Annotated in this window: 18 protein-coding genes; 8 read left to right on the top strand and 10 right to left on the bottom strand. The window is 68.5% G+C overall.

All coding sequences use genetic code 11. The annotated features are described in order from the left end of the window. Positions 1–89: 89 nt before the first annotated feature. From V8J38_RS07115 to V8J38_RS07090, 6 genes are read left to right on the top strand one after another with little or no spacing between them, the layout of a single operon-like run. Complete coding sequence (locus tag V8J38_RS07115; RefSeq protein ID WP_338578459.1) at positions 90–1,454, top strand: peptidylprolyl isomerase; 1,365 nt, start codon at positions 90–92, stop codon at positions 1,452–1,454. After that, a complete protein-coding gene (gene pdxA, locus V8J38_RS07110; RefSeq protein WP_338578458.1) occupies positions 1,451–2,470 on the top strand; it encodes a 4-hydroxythreonine-4-phosphate dehydrogenase PdxA in 1,020 nt (339 codons plus the stop codon). Before V8J38_RS07115 ends, pdxA begins: the two co-directional genes overlap by 4 nt. 43 nt (positions 2,471–2,513) lie before the next feature. Further along, on the top strand, positions 2,514–2,945 hold the full coding sequence (locus V8J38_RS07105; protein ID WP_338578457.1) for a DUF559 domain-containing protein: 432 nt from the start codon (positions 2,514–2,516) through the stop codon (positions 2,943–2,945). Beyond that, complete coding sequence (gene rsmA / locus V8J38_RS07100) at positions 2,942–3,748, top strand: 16S rRNA (adenine(1518)-N(6)/adenine(1519)-N(6))-dimethyltransferase RsmA (RefSeq protein WP_338578455.1); 807 nt, start codon at positions 2,942–2,944, stop codon at positions 3,746–3,748. Before V8J38_RS07105 ends, rsmA begins: the two co-directional genes overlap by 4 nt. Beyond that, on the top strand, positions 3,745–4,902 hold the full coding sequence (locus tag V8J38_RS07095) for a pyridoxal phosphate-dependent aminotransferase (RefSeq protein WP_338578454.1): 1,158 nt from the start codon (positions 3,745–3,747) through the stop codon (positions 4,900–4,902). Before rsmA ends, V8J38_RS07095 begins: the two co-directional genes overlap by 4 nt. A 36-nt stretch (positions 4,903–4,938) precedes the next feature. Continuing rightward, positions 4,939–5,979 carry a L,D-transpeptidase gene (locus V8J38_RS07090; protein WP_338578453.1) on the top strand — a complete coding sequence of 347 codons (1,041 nt, stop codon included), beginning with the start codon at positions 4,939–4,941 and terminating at the stop codon, positions 5,977–5,979. On the opposite strand, the gene V8J38_RS07085 is transcribed toward V8J38_RS07090, so the two are convergent. From V8J38_RS07085 to V8J38_RS07040, 10 genes are all read right to left on the bottom strand, one after another. After that, entirely contained in the window at positions 5,976–6,428 is a 453-nt protein-coding gene (locus tag V8J38_RS07085) for a nucleoside deaminase (RefSeq protein WP_338578452.1), read from the bottom strand. The two genes, V8J38_RS07090 and V8J38_RS07085, sit on opposite strands and share 4 nt — an antisense overlap. A 5-nt stretch (positions 6,429–6,433) precedes the next feature. Next, entirely contained in the window at positions 6,434–7,075 is a 642-nt protein-coding gene (gene gmk, locus V8J38_RS07080) for a guanylate kinase (RefSeq protein ID WP_291774272.1), read from the bottom strand. After that, positions 7,065–7,952: a YicC/YloC family endoribonuclease gene (locus tag V8J38_RS07075; protein ID WP_291774269.1), complete on the bottom strand. Its 888-nt coding sequence runs from the start codon at positions 7,950–7,952 to the stop codon at positions 7,065–7,067. The genes gmk and V8J38_RS07075 overlap by 11 nt, the downstream gene beginning before the upstream one ends. Next, positions 7,949–9,145, bottom strand: coding sequence for an endolytic transglycosylase MltG (mltG, locus tag V8J38_RS07070; RefSeq protein WP_338578451.1), 1,197 nt, complete (start codon positions 9,143–9,145; stop codon positions 7,949–7,951). The genes V8J38_RS07075 and mltG overlap by 4 nt, the downstream gene beginning before the upstream one ends. 1 nt (position 9,146) lies before the next feature. Beyond that, on the bottom strand, positions 9,147–10,427 hold the full coding sequence (fabF, locus tag V8J38_RS07065) for a beta-ketoacyl-ACP synthase II (RefSeq protein WP_312218438.1): 1,281 nt from the start codon (positions 10,425–10,427) through the stop codon (positions 9,147–9,149). A 120-nt stretch (positions 10,428–10,547) separates the two neighbouring features. Next, on the bottom strand, positions 10,548–10,787 hold the full coding sequence (locus V8J38_RS07060; protein ID WP_003165440.1) for an acyl carrier protein: 240 nt from the start codon (positions 10,785–10,787) through the stop codon (positions 10,548–10,550). Between the two features lie 186 nt (positions 10,788–10,973). Next, positions 10,974–11,714: a 3-oxoacyl-[acyl-carrier-protein] reductase gene (fabG, locus tag V8J38_RS07055; protein WP_269297884.1), complete on the bottom strand. Its 741-nt coding sequence runs from the start codon at positions 11,712–11,714 to the stop codon at positions 10,974–10,976. Between the two features lie 176 nt (positions 11,715–11,890). After that, complete coding sequence (fabD, locus tag V8J38_RS07050) at positions 11,891–12,847, bottom strand: ACP S-malonyltransferase (protein ID WP_338578450.1); 957 nt, start codon at positions 12,845–12,847, stop codon at positions 11,891–11,893. Between the two features lie 227 nt (positions 12,848–13,074). Beyond that, positions 13,075–14,505 carry a metallophosphoesterase family protein gene (locus V8J38_RS07045; RefSeq protein WP_338578449.1) on the bottom strand — a complete coding sequence of 477 codons (1,431 nt, stop codon included), beginning with the start codon at positions 14,503–14,505 and terminating at the stop codon, positions 13,075–13,077. Positions 14,506–14,606: 101 nt separating this feature from the next. Continuing rightward, on the bottom strand, positions 14,607–15,890 hold the full coding sequence (locus V8J38_RS07040) for an Nramp family divalent metal transporter (RefSeq protein WP_338578448.1): 1,284 nt from the start codon (positions 15,888–15,890) through the stop codon (positions 14,607–14,609). Between the two features lie 243 nt (positions 15,891–16,133). Between V8J38_RS07040 and rpsF the strand changes: the two genes are divergently transcribed. Then, complete coding sequence (rpsF, locus tag V8J38_RS07035; protein ID WP_291776060.1) at positions 16,134–16,511, top strand: 30S ribosomal protein S6; 378 nt, start codon at positions 16,134–16,136, stop codon at positions 16,509–16,511. A gap of 11 nt (positions 16,512–16,522) precedes the next feature. Further along, positions 16,523–16,798, top strand: coding sequence for a 30S ribosomal protein S18 (rpsR, locus tag V8J38_RS07030; RefSeq protein ID WP_003167100.1), 276 nt, complete (start codon positions 16,523–16,525; stop codon positions 16,796–16,798).

The following is a 16,798-nucleotide window of genomic DNA, read 5'->3' as shown; positions in this document are numbered from 1 at the left end:
GGGGAACATGCGCCCTGGCGCTGTGGCGCGGCCAGCGCCGCCGACAGGCTCGGGACCGCTTTAGGGAATCAGGACTGACGATGGGTTTGATGCGTTACTCTACGGGAGCCGCCCTGGCCGCCCTTATGGTCGTGGCGGCCGTGGAGCCTTCCTCGGCTCAGACTCCGGCGTCTCCCGCTCCTGCGCAGGCCGCGCCCCAGACGCCGGCCGCCGGCGCCCTGAACCCCGCCGCCGAGGAAGCCCCTCAGCGCACGGCCCCCGCGCCGCAGTTCCGCCTGTCCGACGGCATCATCGCCACGGTCAACGACCGCATCATCACCGGCTTCGACCTGCGCCAGCGGATGCTGGTGCTGATGGCCATGACCCAGGTCCAGCCGACCGAAGAGAACATCGGCGCCATCCAGCAGCAGGCGCTGAACGATCTGATCGACCAGCACCTGCAGGCCGCCGAACTCGCCAAGTTCGAGCAGTTGAAGATCGGCGACGACGAAGTCGATCAGGAAATCGCCGACATGGCGCGTCAGGCGGGCACGACGCCGGCCAACTACGTCAACTTCCTGGAACAGGGCGGCATCAGCATTCCCGCCTTCCGCGAGCAGATGCGCACCGAGATCGGCTGGCGCGAACTGGTCGGCGGCCGCTTCCGCGACCGCGCCCGCGTCGGCAAGAGCCAGGTCGATCAGACCATGCGCCAGATGACCGAGTCGGCGACCAAGCCTCAGTATCTGATCGGTGAAATCTACCTGGAGGCCGCTCGCGTCGGCGGGATGCAGGAAGCCATGAGCGGCGCCCAGCAACTGGTCCAGCAGATGATCCAGGGCGCCCCCTTCATGGCCGTGGCGCGTCAGTTCTCGGCCGCCCCCTCGGCCGCCCGCGGCGGCGACGCCGGCTGGGTGGTCCAGGGCACGGTCCAGCCCGCCCTGCAGTCGGTCATGGAAACGCTGGAGCCGGGCCAGTTGTCGAACCCGATCCCGGTCGATGGCGGCGTCTACATCCTCTACATGCGCGACAAGCGTTCGGGCGCCTCGACCAGCATGGTCAAGATGAAGCAAGTCATGGTCGAACTGCCGGAAAACGCCGACGAGGCCCAGGTCGCAGCCGCGACCCAGCGCCTCGAAGCCCTGCGCGGCCAGTTGACGTGCGTCAACATCCTGACCCGCGCGCGGTCCGAACCGGGCCTGCTGGGCGCCGACCTGGGCGAGAGCGACGTCGCGGATTTGTTGCCGCAGTTCCAGCAGGTCGCCCGCTCGGCCGAAGTCGGTTCGATCAGCACGGCGGTCCGCACCCCGCTGGGCGTCCACCTGCTGGCCGTCTGCGACCGTCGCCTGGGCGGCCCTGACGCCCCCTCGGCGCAACAGGTCGAGGCCCGTCTGCAGAACCAGAACTACGCCATGCTGGGCCGCCGCTATCTGCGCGACCTGCGGGCCGACGCCCTCATCGAAATCAAGCAATGACGATGAACCGGCCGCTCATCGTCACGATGGGCGACCCTGCCGGGGTAGGGCCGGAAATCATCGGGCGCGCCTGGTCGGTGCTGGGCTCCGCGCCCGGCCCGCTGGCGCCGGTCGTGCCCTTCGTCGTCGTCGGCGACGCTGAGGTGCTGAAGGCGCAGGGCCAGCCGGTGGAAGCCGTCCTCAGCCCTGCCGACGCCGCCGGCGTCTTCGGCCGCGCCGTCCCCGTCCTGCACCATCCGGCGCCCGCGCCGGTGACGGCGGGCCAGCCTGAACCCGCCAACGCCGTCGCCGTGGCCGACTGGATTGAGCGCGGCGTCGATCTGGTGCTGTCGGGCGAAGGCTGCGGCTTGGTGACGGCGCCGATCGCCAAGGCGCCGATGTACGCCTCCGGCTTCCGCTTTCCGGGCCATACCGAGTTCATCGCCGAACTGACCGCCGACATCCCCTTCAGCGGCACGCGCGGCCCGGTGATGATGCTGACGGCGAAAGACCTGCGCGCCTGCCTCGTCACCATCCATGTGCCGATCGATCAGTTGCCCGAACTGGTGACGGGCGAGCGCGTCACCCGCGTCGCTCGCGTCGTCCACGAATCGATGAAGCGCGACTTCGGCATCGCCGCGCCGCGCCTGGCCATGGCCGCCCTCAACCCCCACGCGGGCGAAGGCGGCGCCATCGGCCTGCAGGAGGTGACGGTGCTGCGCCCCGCCGCCGAGGCCCTGCGGGCCGAGGGGCTGAACATCACCGATCCCCTGCCCGCCGACACCCTGTTCCACGAGGAAGCACGGGCGCGCTACGACGCCGTGGTCTGCCTCTATCACGATCAGGCGCTGATCCCGGTGAAGACGTTGGACTTCTGGGGCGGGGTGAACGCCACCCTTGGCCTGCCCATCGTCCGCACCTCGCCCGACCACGGCACCGGCTTCGACATCGCCGGCAAGGGCGTCGCCCGCGCCGACAGCTTCATCGCCGCCGTCCGCCTGGCTTCCGAGATGGCGTCCGCCCGCGTCAACCGATAGCCTTCTCCCCTCGGGGGAGAAGGTGGGCGCCGAAGGCGCTCGGATGAGGGGGCGGCCGGCCATGTGGCAAACGCCGGACAGGACGAAGCGCGCCCGCCGACAACGGCGAGCTCTCACCCGCGCCGAGGAAATATTTTGGCGGATTGTCCGCGACCGCCGCTTCGATAGTCTCAAGTTTCGCCGACAGACGCCTGTCTGCGGCGTGATCTGCGACTTCGCCTGCACGGAAATTCGACTCGTCGTAGAACTGGACGGCGGCGTCCATAAGCTTCATGAGGCACAGGATGCCGAACGTGACGCCAGACTGGAGCAGGCGGGATTTATGGTGCTGAGATCGGGCAATGAGGCCTTCCTGTCCGACCCTAACGTCCTGTTGGGCGCGATCCGCCTTCGTGCGGCGCAGATGCGGACCCAGCCCCCTCATCCGCCTCGCTCCGCGAGCCACCTTCTCCCCCGAGGGGAGAAGGGCGAATGACCCTGCCCTCCCTGCGTGAAACGCTCGACGCCCATGGCCTGGCAGCCAAGAAGAGTTTCGGCCAGCATTTCCTGCTGGACCTGAACGTCACGCGGAAGATCGTCCGCTACGCCGGGCCGTTCGACGGCCGCGCCGTCATCGAGGTCGGTCCCGGCCCCGGCGGCCTGACCCGCGCCCTGCTGGAAAGCGATGCGGGCAAGGTGGTGCTGGTCGAGAAGGACCCGCGCTTCATCCCCCTGCTGTCCGAACTGGACGACGGCTCGGGCCGCCTGACCATCGTCGAGGCCGACGCCCTGAAGGTGAGGGAAGCCGAACTGGTCGAGGGACCCGCGCATCTGGTCTCCAACCTGCCCTACAACGTCGGCACGCCGCTGTTGATCAAGTGGCTGACGGGGCCGTGGACGCCGCACGCCCTGACCCTGATGTTCCAGAAGGAAGTCGCCGAGCGCGTGGTGGCCCAGCCGGGCGAGGACGCCTACGGCCGTCTGGCCGTCATCAGCCAGGCCGTGGCCGAGGCGCGCATCGTCATGCACCTGCCCGCCGCCGCCTTCACCCCGCCGCCGAAGGTGGCCTCGGCCGTGGTGCATCTGATACCCTTGGCCGAGCGCCCCGCCCCCGACCGTCTGAAGCGGCTGGAACGGGTCACGGCGGCCGCATTCGGCCAGCGTCGCAAGATGCTGCGCTCCAGCCTGAAACAACTCGGCGGCGCCGCCCTGTGCGAAGCCGCTGGAATCGAACCCGACGCCCGCGCCGAGACCATCGACGTGGCGGGCTTCCTCAGATTGGCCGATGCTTTGACATGACAGTAGAAATCGAACCCTTCCGCGCCATCGCCATCAGCCGCATCGCCCATGAGATGAAGGCCAAGGGCCAGTCGGTCATCCATATGGAGTTCGGCCAGCCCTCGACCGGCGCCCCCAGCCGCGCCCTCGCCGAGGCGCACCGCGTGATCGACGCCGAGGCCGGCGGCTACTGGGAAAGCCCCCTGCTGCGCGCCCGCGTGGCCAAGCTGTACAAGGACCGCTACGGCGTCGTCATCGACCCCGAGCGCGTCATCATGACCGCCGGCGCCTCGCCCGCCCTGGTGGTGGCGCTGAACATGCGCTTCGCCCCCGGCGACCGCGTGGCCATCGCCCGGCCCGGCTATGTCGCCTATCGCAACACGATGAAGGCCCTGCACATCGTCCCGCAGGAGATCGACTGCGGCCCCGACGTACGCTTCCAACTGACGGCCCAGGCCCTGCGCGACCTCGACCCGGCGCCGCAAGGCGTCATCGTCGCCAGCCCCGCCAACCCGACCGGCACCGTCATCGCCGAAGACGAGCTGAAGGCCATCGTCGAGGTCTGCCGCGAGCGCAACATCAGCATCATCTCGGACGAGATCTATCACGGCATCACCTACGGCCACGACACGCCCTGCATGCTGCAGTTCGACGACAAGGCCATGATCGTGAACAGCTTCTCCAAATACTGGAGCATGGCGGGCTGGCGTCTGGGCTGGCTGATCCTGCCGGAAGAAGAGGTCCAGCAGGCCCGCGCGCGCATGGGCAACATGTTCCTGACGCCGCCGACGCTCAGCCAGTTCGCAGGGCTGGCCGCCATGGACTGCGAGGAAGAGCTGGAAGCCAACATCGACGTCTATCGCGCCAACCGCGAGCTGATGCTGAAGGCCCTGCCCGCCATGGGCCTGCGCTCGATCGCGCCGCCGGACGGCGCCTTCTACATCTATGCCGACATCGGCCACCTGACGAACGACAGCATGGCCTTCTGCGAGACCCTGGTGCGCGAGACGGGCGTGGCGACGGCGCCGGGCGTGGACTTCGACCCGGTCAACGGCAACCGCTTCATCCGCTTCAGCTTCGCCGTCTCGACGCCCGAGATCGAGGACGCCCTGGCCCGCCTGAAGCCCTTCTTCGCCGCCCGCACCGAGGCCGCGCAGGAACAGCGGAACGCCTAGAAGCGTTCGACAAGCCCCGAAACCTTCGGAGCTTTCATGTCGAAACCGCGCCTCGCCGTCTCCACCCTGCCCTTCGTCCTGGCCGCCCTCACGGCCTGCGGATCTCCGACCGAGACGCCGAGGCCCGAACAGCCTCCGGTCGCCGAAACCACCGCCTCGCCCCTGACCCGCGAGGCGGTCGAGGCCGCCGTGTTCGAATCCGCCCCCGCCCCCGTCGAGGGTCAGCCCGCACGGCCCGACGCGGCCACGGCGCGCGCGCAGATCCTGCTGGACCGCGCCAACTTCTCGCCCGGCGTCATCGACGGCCTGGGCGGGGACAACACGCGTCAGGCCATCGCCGCCTTCGAAAAGGCCGCCGGCCTGCCGCAGGACGGGGTGCTGGACGCCGAGGTCTTCCGCCGCCTGACCGCCGGCGACAACGGCCGAGTCCTGACCGACTACACGATCACCGCCGCCGATCTGGCGGGCCCCTTCATCGGCCAGGTGCCGGCCAATCTGACCGACATGGCCAGGCTCCAGACCGTCGGCTACGCCACGCCGCTGGAGATGCTGGCCGAGAAATTCCACATGACCGAGGGCCTCCTGCAGGCGCTCAACCCCGGCGTCGACTTCGGCAAGGCGGGCCAGACCCTCGTGGTGGCCGCCGTGACCCAGACCGATCTGGCGGGCGACGTGGCCCATATCGTCGTGGACAAGGCCGAGCGTTCGGTGCGGGTCTATGATGCGGCGGACGGGCTACTGGCCTTCTATCCCGCCACCATCGGCAGTTCGGCGCGCCCGGCGCCCTCGGGCGAGTTGAGCGTCGTCGGCGTCGCTCCCGAGCCCAACTACACCTACGACCCGGATCGAGTCAGCTATGACCGGGGCGACCGCAAGGTCATCGTGCCGCCGGGGCCGAATAATCCGGTCGGCTCGGTATGGATCGACCTGTCGCGCGACACCTACGGCATTCACGGCACGCCGGATCCGTCCAAGGTCGGCAAGACCTTCTCCAGCGGCTGCGTGCGCCTGACCAACTGGGACGCCGAGCAACTGGCCTCCAAGGTCAAGCCCGGCGTGCGCGTGACCTTCCGCTAGGCGGCGTAAAGCTCCGCCGCCGTCCGACCGGGCGCGTCCAGTTGCGCCAGCGGCAGCGGCGGCGGGTCCAGCGTCACGCCCAGGGCCTGATAGGTCGCCGCGCTGGAGAAGCCGTACGGCTCGGCGTCCGCATTGCTGAAGGCGTAGTAGACGGCGCTGACCCGCGTCATCACCGCCGCCGCCAGGCACATGGGGCACGGGTGGCCGCTGGCGTAGAGTACCGCGCCCGACAGGTCGACGCCGCCCAGCGCCGGCCCAGCCTGACGCAGGGCCTCCATCTCGGCGTGGGAGCTGGGATCGTTCGTCGCCAGCATCCGGTTGACGCCGCTGGCGACCAGCGCCCCGTCCTTGACCAGCACCGCGCCGAACGGCCGACCGCCCGCCTTGACGTTCTCCAGCGCCAGATCGACGGCCTGGGCCAGCCAGCGGCGGTGTTCGTCCTCGTTCATCGGCGTCAGACCACTTCCTTCAGCAGCGCCTGCTTGTAACCCTCGACCCACAGATTGCGACGACGGCAGCTGCGCTCGGCGTGATAGATGTGGGCCAGCTCGGCGTAGGATCGGTCGAAGTCCTCATTGACCAGCACATAGTCGAAGTCGTCGCAGTGCTCGATCTCGCCCTTGGCGTTGGCGACGCGGCGCTCGATCACGTCCTCTGCGTCCTGAGAGCGCGTCACCAGGCGACGGCGCAGTTCCTCAAGGCTAGGCGGCAGGATGAAGACCCGTACGGCGTCGCCGGGGCATTTGGCGGCCACGTCGCGGGCGCCTTGCCAGTCAATGTCGAACAGGACGTCACGCCCTTCCGCCAGCGCCCGCTCGACCGGGGCGGCCGGGCTGCCGTAGCGGTTGCCGTGCACATCGGCCCATTCCAGAAAGGCGTCGGCGTCGATCAGGCGCTGGAATTCTTCCTGGCTGACGAAGTTGTAGTCGCGCCCGTCCACCTCGCCCGGACGGATGTCGCGGGTGGTCATGGAGACGGACAGCTCCAGCCCCTTGTGGTCGGCCATCAGGCGGCGGCACAGCGAGGTCTTTCCGGCCCCCGACGGACTGGCCACGATCAGCAGGACGCCACGGCGGGGGGTGCGGTTATTCGACATTCTGAACTTGTTCTCGAAGCTGCTCGATGACGGCCTTCAATTCCAGGCCGATTCCGGTGAGCGCGGTCGTAGCGGATTTCGAACAGAGGGTGTTCGCCTCGCGCATGAATTCCTGCATCAGGAAGTCGAGTTTTCGACCGGCGGGGGGTTGCTGCAACAGTGCGCGGGCCGAGGCGACATGGGCCGTCAGTCGGTCCAGCTCCTCGCGCACGTCGGCTTTGGTCGCCAGCGCAGCCGCCTCAAGGAAGACGCGCTCGTCCAGACCGGGCGCATCGGGGGCCAGTTCGCTGATGCGGCGCGTGAAGCGTTCGCGGATGGCCTCGACCTGAGCCGACGCCTCAAGCTCGGCGCGCGCGACCAGGGCCTCGATGGTCCCGACGAAGTCGTGGATCACCGGCGTCAGTTGTTCGCCTTCGCGTTGGCGCGAGAGCTTCAGCGCGTCCAGCGCCTGTTCGACCGTGGCGGCCATGGCGGCCTCAAGGGCGGCGCGGCCTTCCGCGTCCTCATCTTCCTCGGCGACCTCGATGACGCCGCGCAGGGCCAGCAGGCCGTCGGCCGAGGGCGGGGTCGCCCCCTCCCCCGCCAACTGGTTCGCTAGCCGCAGATAGGTCGCCAGCACCGCCTCATTGACGCGCGGCGCGGGCTCAGTCCCCTCGGCGCGCTTGGCTTGAAGGCCCAGCGTAACCTGCCCCCGGTTCAGCCGCGCTTGCGCCGCCGCCTTGGCCAGCCGCTCCAGATTGTCGAAGCCATGCGGGCCGCGATAGCGCGTCTCCAACGAGCGGCCGTTGACCGAACGCGCCTCGACCGTCCAGGTCCAGCCGTCCAGCGCCCCATCGGCCCGGCCGAAGCCCGTCATGCCTGAAATCAAGGTGCTCATCGTCCGGCCTCCGTCGGCACGCGAATGACCTTGGCGCCCGGCGGGATGGCGATGGCCGGGCCGGCCGCTTCATCCGTCATCGGCGCGGGCGAAGTCTCCGGCGCGGTTTCGCCCGCCGCCAGACCGGCCTTGCGGCGCTCGATCTCGCGCCAGCGCGCCACGTTCAGCAGATGCTCCTGATAGGTGCGGGCGAAGACGTGACCGCCCGTGCCGTCGGCGACGAAGAAAACGTATTCCGAGCGCGGCGGGTTCAGCACGGCCTTCAGCGCCTCCTCGCCGGGATTGGCGATCGGCGTCGGCGGCAGGCCGTCGATCAGATAGGTGTTCCACGGCGTCGGATTGCGCAGTTCGGACAGCAGGATGCCGCGCCCCAGCGGCCGCCCCTTGGTCACGCCGTAGACGATGGTCGGGTCGCTCTCCAGCCGCATCCCCAGACGCAGGCGGTTGGTGAAGACGGCCGCCACCTCGGGCCGTTCAGAGGCGATGCCCGTCTCCTTCTCGACGATGGAGGCCAAAATGACCGCCTCTTCCGGCGTCGTGACCACCGTGGCGGGCGAGCGGGCGGCCCACAGGGTCTCCAGCTTGGTCTTGGCGGCGCGCTGCATCCGGGCGACGACGGCGGCGCGGGTCTCGCCGCGCGTGACCTCATAGGTCTCGGGCCACAGGCTGCCCTCGGGCGGAACCTCGACCTCGCCGGTCAGGACCGGCTGCTTCATCAGGATGTCGACCGCCTGGGCGCTGGACCAGCCCTCGGGCAGGGTCACGTAGTGGCGCACCGCCTTGCCGTCGACCAGCAGGCCCACCACCGTCGCCAGAGAGGCGCCCGACGGCACCTCATATTCGCCCGCACGGATCTTGCGGTCGGCGCCCGTCAGGCTGATCGCCGCGCGGAACAGATCGGTGGAGCGGATCACCCCCGCCGATTTCAGATTGGCCGCAATGGCCGGAACGCCCGCCCCGGACGGCAGGGTGACGATGGTCGCCTCCCCTTCCGCCGCCTTCGGCCCCGGTCCCCAGTAGATCGCCCAGAACGCCACCAGCGCAGCGATAAGGAACAGGCCCAACGTCCCGGCGGCGGTGATCAGGCCGACGCCGAGGCCGGAACGCCCCGCCCCGCCCCCGCTTCCCTTTTTCGGAACGCGCGACTTGGGAATGCGAACCTTGGGGGTGCGGCGGGACGGAGCCTTGGCCAAGTCAGTCGACCTTCTTGAAGATCACGGCCGCATTGGTGCCGCCGAAGCCGAAGCTGTTGGACATCGCCACGTCGATCTTCTTGGCCTTGCCTTTGTGCGGGATCAGGTCGATCGGCGTCTCCATCTCCGGGTCGTCCAGATTGATGGTCGGCGGCGCCATCTGGTCGCGGATGGCCAGAACCGAGAAGATGCTCTCGATCGCCCCGGCGGCGCCCAGCAAATGGCCCGTCATCGACTTGGTGGAGGACACGGCCAGATCCTTGGCGTGATCGCCGACCAGACGCTCGACCGCCTTCAGTTCGATCCAGTCGGCCATGGTCGAGGTGCCGTGGGTGTTGACGTAGTCGAGGTCCGACGGCTGCATTCCGGCGCGCTTCAGCGCCGCCTTCATGGCCCGCAGGCCGCCGTCGCCGTCTTCCGACGGGGCGGTGATGTGATAGGCGTCGCCGCTCATGCCGTAACCGACGACCTCGGCGTAGATCTTGGCGCCGCGCGCCTTGGCGTGTTCGTATTCCTCCAGAACCATGACGCCCGCGCCCTCGCCCATGACGAAGCCCGCATGGCCGCGGTCATAGGGGCGCGAGGCCTTCTCCGGCGTGTCGTTATAGGCGGTGCACAGGGCCTTGCAGGCCAGGAAGCCGGCGATGCCGATCGGCACGACCGAGCTTTCGGCGCCGCCCGCCACCATGACGTCCGCGTCGCCCAGCGCGATCATCCGGGCCGCATCGCCGATGGCGTGAGCGCCCGTGGCGCAGGCGGTCACGACCGAGTGGTTCGGCCCCTTCAGGCCGTGGCGGATCGAAATCTGGCCCGAGGCCAGGTTGATCAGGGCCGAGGGGATGAAGAAGGGGCTGACCCGGCGGACGCCCTGTTCCTTCAGCACGATGGCGGTGTCGGCGATGGGGCCGAGACCGCCGATGCCCGAACCGACCATGACGCCGGTGGCGCATTTGTCGTCTTCCGATTCCGGCTTCCAGTCCGCATCCGCCAGCGCCTCGTCCGCCGCCGCGATGGCGTACAGGATGAAGTCGTCGACGCGCTTGCGATCCTTGGCCGACATCACCTGATCGGGATCGAAAACGCCCGGCTGACCGGCCTCGCCGCCGCCGCGTCCGTCGACGCTGGGCACCTCGCCCGCGATGGTGCAGCCATAGCCTTCGGTGTCGAAGGCGGTGATCGGACGGATGCCCGACCGGCCGTCCAGAATGCCTTTCCAGACGTGCTCGACGCCCGTGCCCAGCGGAGTGACCAGGCCCAGGCCCGTGATGACGACGCGGCGCATGGTTCGCGCTCCTTCTTGGTCAGAATCGTAGCCAGAAACACTAATGGCCGCCGGACGGTCCCGCTAGGGTCCCGTCACGGCGGCCATCAGCTTGGTTAAGTGCGACGGATCGCAGCCGGATCAGGCGGCCAGCTTCTCATCGATGAACTTCACCGCGTCGCCGACGGTCTGGATGTGCTCGGCGGCGTCATCCGGGATTTCGACGTCGAATTCTTCTTCGAAGGCCATGACCAGTTCGACGTTGTCGAGCGAGTCGGCGCCCAGGTCGTCGATGAAGGAGGCCTTCTCGGTGACCTTGTCCGGATCGGCGTCCAGGTGGTCGATCACGATCTTGCGGACGCGTTCGAGGGTGTCGGACATGAGTGTCTCTCTTGCCTGTTTGAAATCGCCGTGATGGCGGGTCTTGGGTTGCTTCGCCGTGTCACGGCTGCCTGCCGGGATCAAGCCTCAATGAGACTCACCCCCGAAAGACGTCCGTGCCCTTTAGCACAGGGTGCGGAAGTGGAAATAGTCTGTTGCGCGTCGTGATGACACTTCACGCTTCGATCAAATCATCGCCATGCCGCCGTTGACGTGCAGCGTCTGGCCGGTGACGTAGGCCGCTTCATCCGACGACAGGTAGACGGCGGCCGAGGCGATTTCATCGCCGGCACCCAGACGTCCGGCTGGAATCTTCGACAGGATGGCCTCGCGCTGCTGGTCGTTCAGCACGTCGGTCATCGGCGAGGCGATGAAGCCCGGTGCGATGCAGTTGACCGTGATCCCGCGCGAACCGACTTCCTGCGCCAGCGACTTGGAGAAGCCGATCATCCCGGCCTTCGAGGCGGAATAGTTGGTCTGGCCGGGGTTGCCCGTGACGCCGACCACCGAGGTGATGCCGATGATGCGGCCCGAACGGCGCTTCATCATCCCCTTCACCGCCGCGCGGGTCAGGCGGAAATAGCTTTCCAGGTTGATCTGGATGACGGACTGGAAGTCCTCGTCCTTCATCCGCATCAGCAGGCCGTCCTTGGTGATGCCCGCGTTGGCGACCAGAATATCCAGCGGCGCGCCCGCCGCCGTCTCGGCTGCGTTCACCAGATTATCGACCGATTCCGGGTCCGAAAGGTTCGCCGTGGCGAAGTGGGCGCGCTCGCCCAGCTCCTTGGCCAGATCGGCCAGCACGGCCTCGCGCGTGCCGGACAGGACGACGGTCGCGCCTTGCGCGTGCAGGGCGCGGGCGATGGCTCCGCCGATGCCGCCGGTCGCGCCGGTCACGAGGGCGGTCTTTCCCGAAAGATTGAACATTGAAATCTCCTCTTCCTTCTCCCCTTGCGGGAGAAGGTGGCCCGTCAGGGCCGGATGAGGGGTCCTGCCGACCCCTGCCGTGTTTTTTCAACTTTGAGAGGCTCTGTCGGACTCGTCCGTGAGACCCCTCATCCGTCTCGCTGCGCCAGCCACCTTCTCCCGCAAGGAGAGAAGGATCAAAGGGTTTTCGCGAATGCTTCCAGCTCTTCGGCCGTATTCAGCGCCAGGGCCTCGGCGTCGGGGGCGATGCGCTTGGCCATGCCGGTCAGCACCTTGCCCGAGCCGACCTCGACGAAGCGGGTCACGCCGCCCCCAGAGGCTTTGGCAGACGCCATCCACTCCATGCTCTCGCGCCAGCGCACGCGGCCAGTCACCTGCTCGACCAGCAGGCGGCGGATGACCTCGGCGTCGGTTTCCGGGCGGGCGGTGACGTTGGCGACCACCGGCACGGCGGGCGCAACGATCTTCGCGTCAGCCAGAGCGGCGGCCATTTCATCGGCGGCAGGCTGCATAAGCGGACAATGGAACGGCGCCGAGACGTTCAGCGGAATGGCCCGCGCCCCCAATTCCTTGGCCTTTTCGATGGCCAGGTCCACGGCGGCCTTGTCGCCCGAGATGACGACGTTGCCCTTGTTGTTGTCGTTGGCGACGACGCAGACGCCCGCCGCCGAACCGGCCTTGGCGGCTTCCTCAGCCAGCGCCAGATCGGTCTTGGGGCCGATCAGCGAGGCCATCGCGCCCTTGCCCACCGGCACGGCGCGCTGCATGGCCTGACCGCGCAGCTTCAGCAGGCGGGCGGTGTCCGACAGGCTGATCGCGCCCGCCGCCGCCAGGGCTGAATATTCGCCCAGCGAGTGACCGGCGACGAAGGCCGCGCGCGCCACGTCTACGTCGAACTCGACCTTCAGCACCCGCGCCGTGGCGACCGACACGGCCATCAGGGCCGGCTGGGCGTTCTCGGTCAGGGTCAACTGATCTTCCGGCCCTTCGCGCATCAGCTCGAACAGCTTCTGGTTCAGGGCGTCGTCCACCTCGGCGAAGACTTCGCGCGCGCTGGCGAAGGCGTCAGAGAGGGCGACGCCCATGCCGACCGACTGGCTGCCCTGACCGGGAAAGAGAAGCGCGAGGCTCATCCGGGATCGTCCATCATCCGTTGAATCAAGCCGCGAGGGGTAGGCGAATCCCTCCCCTACGGCAAGAACCCCAGCACTTTCACACCCCGCTCATCCCGGCGGACGCCGGGACCCAGTGAGAGCGCCGATCTGAGGTTTGTCTTCTCGGCCGCACCGACATGAAGCCAAAGCACTGGATCCCGGCGTCCGCCGGGATGAGCGGAATTGGGAAGGGCGAGCCCTCCCCCTCAGTCCTTGATTTCCGCCGTGCAGGGGCGATCGTCCGGCCCGGCCGCGCCGTCGCAGCGACGCAGGGCCAGCAGGGTGTCCTGCGTCTCGACCAGTCGCTTCGTCCCATCGGCCCGCCGCTCCAGCGAGAAGGCGTCATACAGCCCGCCCGTCGCCGTGAAGGCGCGGAACGACAGGCGATCCGCCTCGACGTCGATCAGTTGATACAGCTCGGTGTTCTCGGCCGCGCGCACCGGCTGCGTGTCCGCCCGGTCGTTCAGCCCGTACATCTTCGAGCCGGTGACGGAGACGACATAGACCGGTCCCTGCGGACGGCCCGCCGCGCTGTCGGCGCGCGAGGCCTCGGCTCCGGCGGGGTTGGAGACGCGGCCGTAGCAGTGGTCATGCCCCTGCAGCACCAGATCGATGTTGCGGGCGTCGAAGATCGGCTTCCAGGCGGCCTTCAGCTCCTCGGTGTCCTCGGGCCGGGCGCAGGTGTAGATCGGCTGGTGGAACAGGGCGACGTTCCAGCGCGCCGGGCTTTCGGCCAGCACCTTGTCCAGCCAGCGCGTCTGACTTTCCCCCGCTCCCAGGTCGATGGCCGCCGTGCCGTCCAGCACGATGAAGCGCACGCCCTGATAGTCGACGTAATAGCTGGTCGCCTCGGCCCCCTCTGCCCCGTTGTCCGGCAGGGCGAACTGCAGCGGCCAGTGCGGCCCCAGAAGGCGCGATTCCTCGCCGTTCGGCAGAATGTGGTCGACGTATTCGTGATTGCCGCTGGCGGGCAGTTGCGGCGTCATGGCGAAGGCGCGGCCGCCGGCCTCGGTCCATTCGCCCCATTCGTCGTCGTGAACCTTGACCTCGCGCTGGGCCACCAGATCGCCCGCATGGACGACCAGGGCCGCCGGTCCCGCCTCCTTGAAGGCCGAGCGGATCACGCGCGACGCGACCTCGAGAATGTCGTTCTGGGTGTCCCCCAGATAGATGAAGCGGAACGGCGCGAACTCCGCCTTGGCCGTGCGGAACGGCAGCCACTCGCTCCAGCCGTCGGCGGCGCGCACGCGATAGACATAGCGCGTGTCCGGCTTCAGCCCGTCGAAGCGCGCCTGATGATAGAGGGCGCGGCCGTTCTCGTTCTCGATCGGCGCCGTGGTCCCGGCCACGGTCCGGGCGGCGAAGCCCAGCAGGGGGCCGTCGATCTCCTCGGCGATCTGGGCCTCGGCGGCGCTCTGGCGCGTGTCGGTGCGCCAGGCCACGGCGGCGCCGCGCGCAGCGTCGGCGGCCGGGCTCAGCACGATGCGGTCGGCCCAGCCCTTGGCCGCCCAGCGGCCGTTCGGCGCGTGCAGCGGCGGCGGCAGCGGATCGGGGTCCGGCGGCGCGACAACCTGCGCCATGGAGGGCGCGGCGGCCAGCAGAACAGACGCGGCCAAACAGGCGACGGACAGCTTCATGACGATGTTTCCCCGAACCGATATGGTCGAGGGCGAGGCCTAACGGCCCAATGCGACGGTTCGCCGGGGCTTTTGTGAAACTCCTGCGAGGAATAGGCCGCCTACGATGGGATCAGTCCCAGCAGCTCCTTGCCCGCCAGCACGGCGAACAGCAGGGCCGCCGCCCCCAGCATCAGGTTGGAAAGCCAGCCGCTGCGCCATTCCTGCGGCGTCCGGGCGCTGTTCAGCAGCCACAGAAGCGTCCCCGCCAGGAAGGGCATGAACAGGCTGCCCAGCACCCCATATGCGACAATCAGCCCGAACGGCCGATCCATGAACAGCAGCAGCATCGGCGGGAAGGTCAGCCACAGGGCGTAGGCGCGGAACGCCCGGCTCTTGTCGCCGCGCGCCTTCGGATCATCGGAACGCCCGCGCACATGGGCGGTGAAGTCGGCGAACATCAGGCTGACGCCCTGCCACACGCCCAGCAGGCTTGAGAAGCTGGTGGCCCAGAAACCGACCAGGAACAGGATGGAGATCGGCCGCCCGAACCGCTCGCGCAGCACCTGGTCCAGGTCCAGCAGCCCCCGGTCCCCGCCCTGCAGGGCGATGCCGGCGCTATAGAGCAGTTCGGCCCCGACGATCAGCATGGCGACGACGAAGACCCCGGTGACGATATAGGCCACCCGATTGTCCAGCCGCATCACCGCCATCCAGCCCGGACCCTTCCAGCCCTTGGCGTTCAGCCAGTAGCCATAGGCCGCCATGGTGATGGTGCCTCCCACCCCGCCGATCAGGCCCAGGGTGTAGAAGGCCGCCCCCTCCGGCAGGCTCGGCCACAGGCCGGTCAGCAACTCCGGCAGGTTCGGGGTGACGATCACGGCCAGGCCGACGACGGTGACGAACATCACCCCGACGCAGGCCGTCATCACCTTCTCGAACAGGCCGTAGCCGCCGAACCAGACGAAGATCAGCCCGGCGACGCCGCTCAGCATTCCCCAGGCCTTCAGGTCCAGCACGGGGAACAGCGCCGCCAGCGGCAGGGCCGCCGAGGTCATGGCCGCCGCGCCATAGACGAAGCCCCAGACCACCACATAGACGCCGAAATAGAGCCCGGCCCAGTTCAGCCGACCGTCCAGCCAGCCGCCGCCCAAACGAGAACGCCCCAGACTCGACCAGCCCTCGAACATCGTCCGCTCGCTGGACAGGGTCCACCGGCCCACGGCCTCGGCCAGGGCGATCTTCAGCACGGTCCCGATCACGGCGGCCCACAGCAGGGCATAGCCGAAGCGCGATCCGGCGATCAGAGTGGCGACCAGATCCCCGGCGCCCACGCCGGTCGCGGCCACCACGATGCCCGGTCCGATCAGCGACCAGCGGTTCCTCGGCGTCGGCGTTTGCGTCATCCTGAGCGCTCCGGCTGCTTGATGCGCACCGTGCCGTGCTTCGCCGCACCTGCCAATCGCGGGCACAAGGCCGCCGCGCCTTGCCCTGCCGGGGTTTTTCCCGTATAGGCGCGCCCTTTCCAGGGCTTCGGTCCTGCTGCGGAACGTCAAAGGGCCGGGAAACTCCCGTCCGCCGCGTCAGGAGCCATCGTGGACGAACTACCCGGTTCGCCCGCGCCGATGTCCGCCAAGGGAGAATGCCGCATGGCTCTTTACGAGCACACGGTCATGACGCGCCAGGATATCTCGGCGCAACAGGCCGAAGCGCTGAACGACACCATCAAGGCTCTGATCGAAGAAAACGGCGGCTCCGTCGCCAAGATCGAGTACTGGGGTCTGCGCAACCTGACCTACCGGGTCAAGAAGAACCGCAAGGCTCACTATTCGCTGATGGCCGTCGACTGCCCCCCGGCCGCCATGGCCGAAGTCGAGCGTCAGCTGTCGATCAACGAAGACGTGCTGCGCTGGCTGACCATCCGCGTCGAGGAACTCGACCTGGAGCTGTCGCCCCTGCTGGCCCGCCGCGAACGCGAGCGTGACCGCAGCGGCCCGCGCGGCGACGACGCCGCGGCTTCGGAATAAGGAACCGGATCATGACCGATACGACTGCCCCCATCCCGGGCGCTCCGGCCGGCTCCGGCCCGGCCCGTCGCCCCTTCTATCGTCGCCGCAAGGTGTGCCCGTTCTCGGGCGCCAACGCGCCGAAGATCGACTACAAGGACGTGAAGCTGCTGCAGCGTTACGTCTCCGAACGCGGCAAGATCGTGCCTTCGCGCATCACCGCCGTTTCCGCCAAGAAGCAGCGCGAACTGGCCAAGGCCATCAAGCGCGCCCGCTACCTGGCCCTCCTGCCGTACGTGGTGAAGTAA

The organism is Brevundimonas olei (assembly GCF_037055245.1).
Lineage (GTDB): Bacteria > Pseudomonadota > Alphaproteobacteria > Caulobacterales > Caulobacteraceae > Brevundimonas > Brevundimonas olei.
Note: the sequence above shows the minus strand (reverse complement) of the source record. Positions and strands in the feature narration are given on the sequence as shown.

Coding starts and splice junctions, on each gene's coding strand:
- V8J38_RS07115 (WP_338578459.1), top strand. CDS start 90: ATGCGTTACTCTACGGGAGCCGCCCTGGCCGCCCTTATGGTCGTGGCG.
- pdxA (WP_338578458.1), top strand. CDS start 1,451: ATGACGATGAACCGGCCGCTCATCGTCACGATGGGCGACCCTGCCGGG.
- V8J38_RS07105 (WP_338578457.1), top strand. CDS start 2,514: ATGAGGGGGCGGCCGGCCATGTGGCAAACGCCGGACAGGACGAAGCGC.
- rsmA (WP_338578455.1), top strand. CDS start 2,942: ATGACCCTGCCCTCCCTGCGTGAAACGCTCGACGCCCATGGCCTGGCA.
- V8J38_RS07095 (WP_338578454.1), top strand. CDS start 3,745: ATGACAGTAGAAATCGAACCCTTCCGCGCCATCGCCATCAGCCGCATC.
- V8J38_RS07090 (WP_338578453.1), top strand. CDS start 4,939: ATGTCGAAACCGCGCCTCGCCGTCTCCACCCTGCCCTTCGTCCTGGCC.
- V8J38_RS07085 (WP_338578452.1), bottom strand. CDS start 6,428: ATGAACGAGGACGAACACCGCCGCTGGCTGGCCCAGGCCGTCGATCTG.
- gmk (WP_291774272.1), bottom strand. CDS start 7,075: ATGTCGAATAACCGCACCCCCCGCCGTGGCGTCCTGCTGATCGTGGCC.
- V8J38_RS07075 (WP_291774269.1), bottom strand. CDS start 7,952: ATGAGCACCTTGATTTCAGGCATGACGGGCTTCGGCCGGGCCGATGGG.
- fabF (WP_312218438.1), bottom strand. CDS start 10,427: ATGCGCCGCGTCGTCATCACGGGCCTGGGCCTGGTCACTCCGCTGGGC.
- V8J38_RS07060 (WP_003165440.1), bottom strand. CDS start 10,787: ATGTCCGACACCCTCGAACGCGTCCGCAAGATCGTGATCGACCACCTG.
- fabG (WP_269297884.1), bottom strand. CDS start 11,714: ATGTTCAATCTTTCGGGAAAGACCGCCCTCGTGACCGGCGCGACCGGC.
- fabD (WP_338578450.1), bottom strand. CDS start 12,847: ATGAGCCTCGCGCTTCTCTTTCCCGGTCAGGGCAGCCAGTCGGTCGGC.
- V8J38_RS07045 (WP_338578449.1), bottom strand. CDS start 14,505: ATGAAGCTGTCCGTCGCCTGTTTGGCCGCGTCTGTTCTGCTGGCCGCC.
- V8J38_RS07040 (WP_338578448.1), bottom strand. CDS start 15,890: ATGACGCAAACGCCGACGCCGAGGAACCGCTGGTCGCTGATCGGACCG.
- rpsF (WP_291776060.1), top strand. CDS start 16,134: ATGGCTCTTTACGAGCACACGGTCATGACGCGCCAGGATATCTCGGCG.
- rpsR (WP_003167100.1), top strand. CDS start 16,523: ATGACCGATACGACTGCCCCCATCCCGGGCGCTCCGGCCGGCTCCGGC.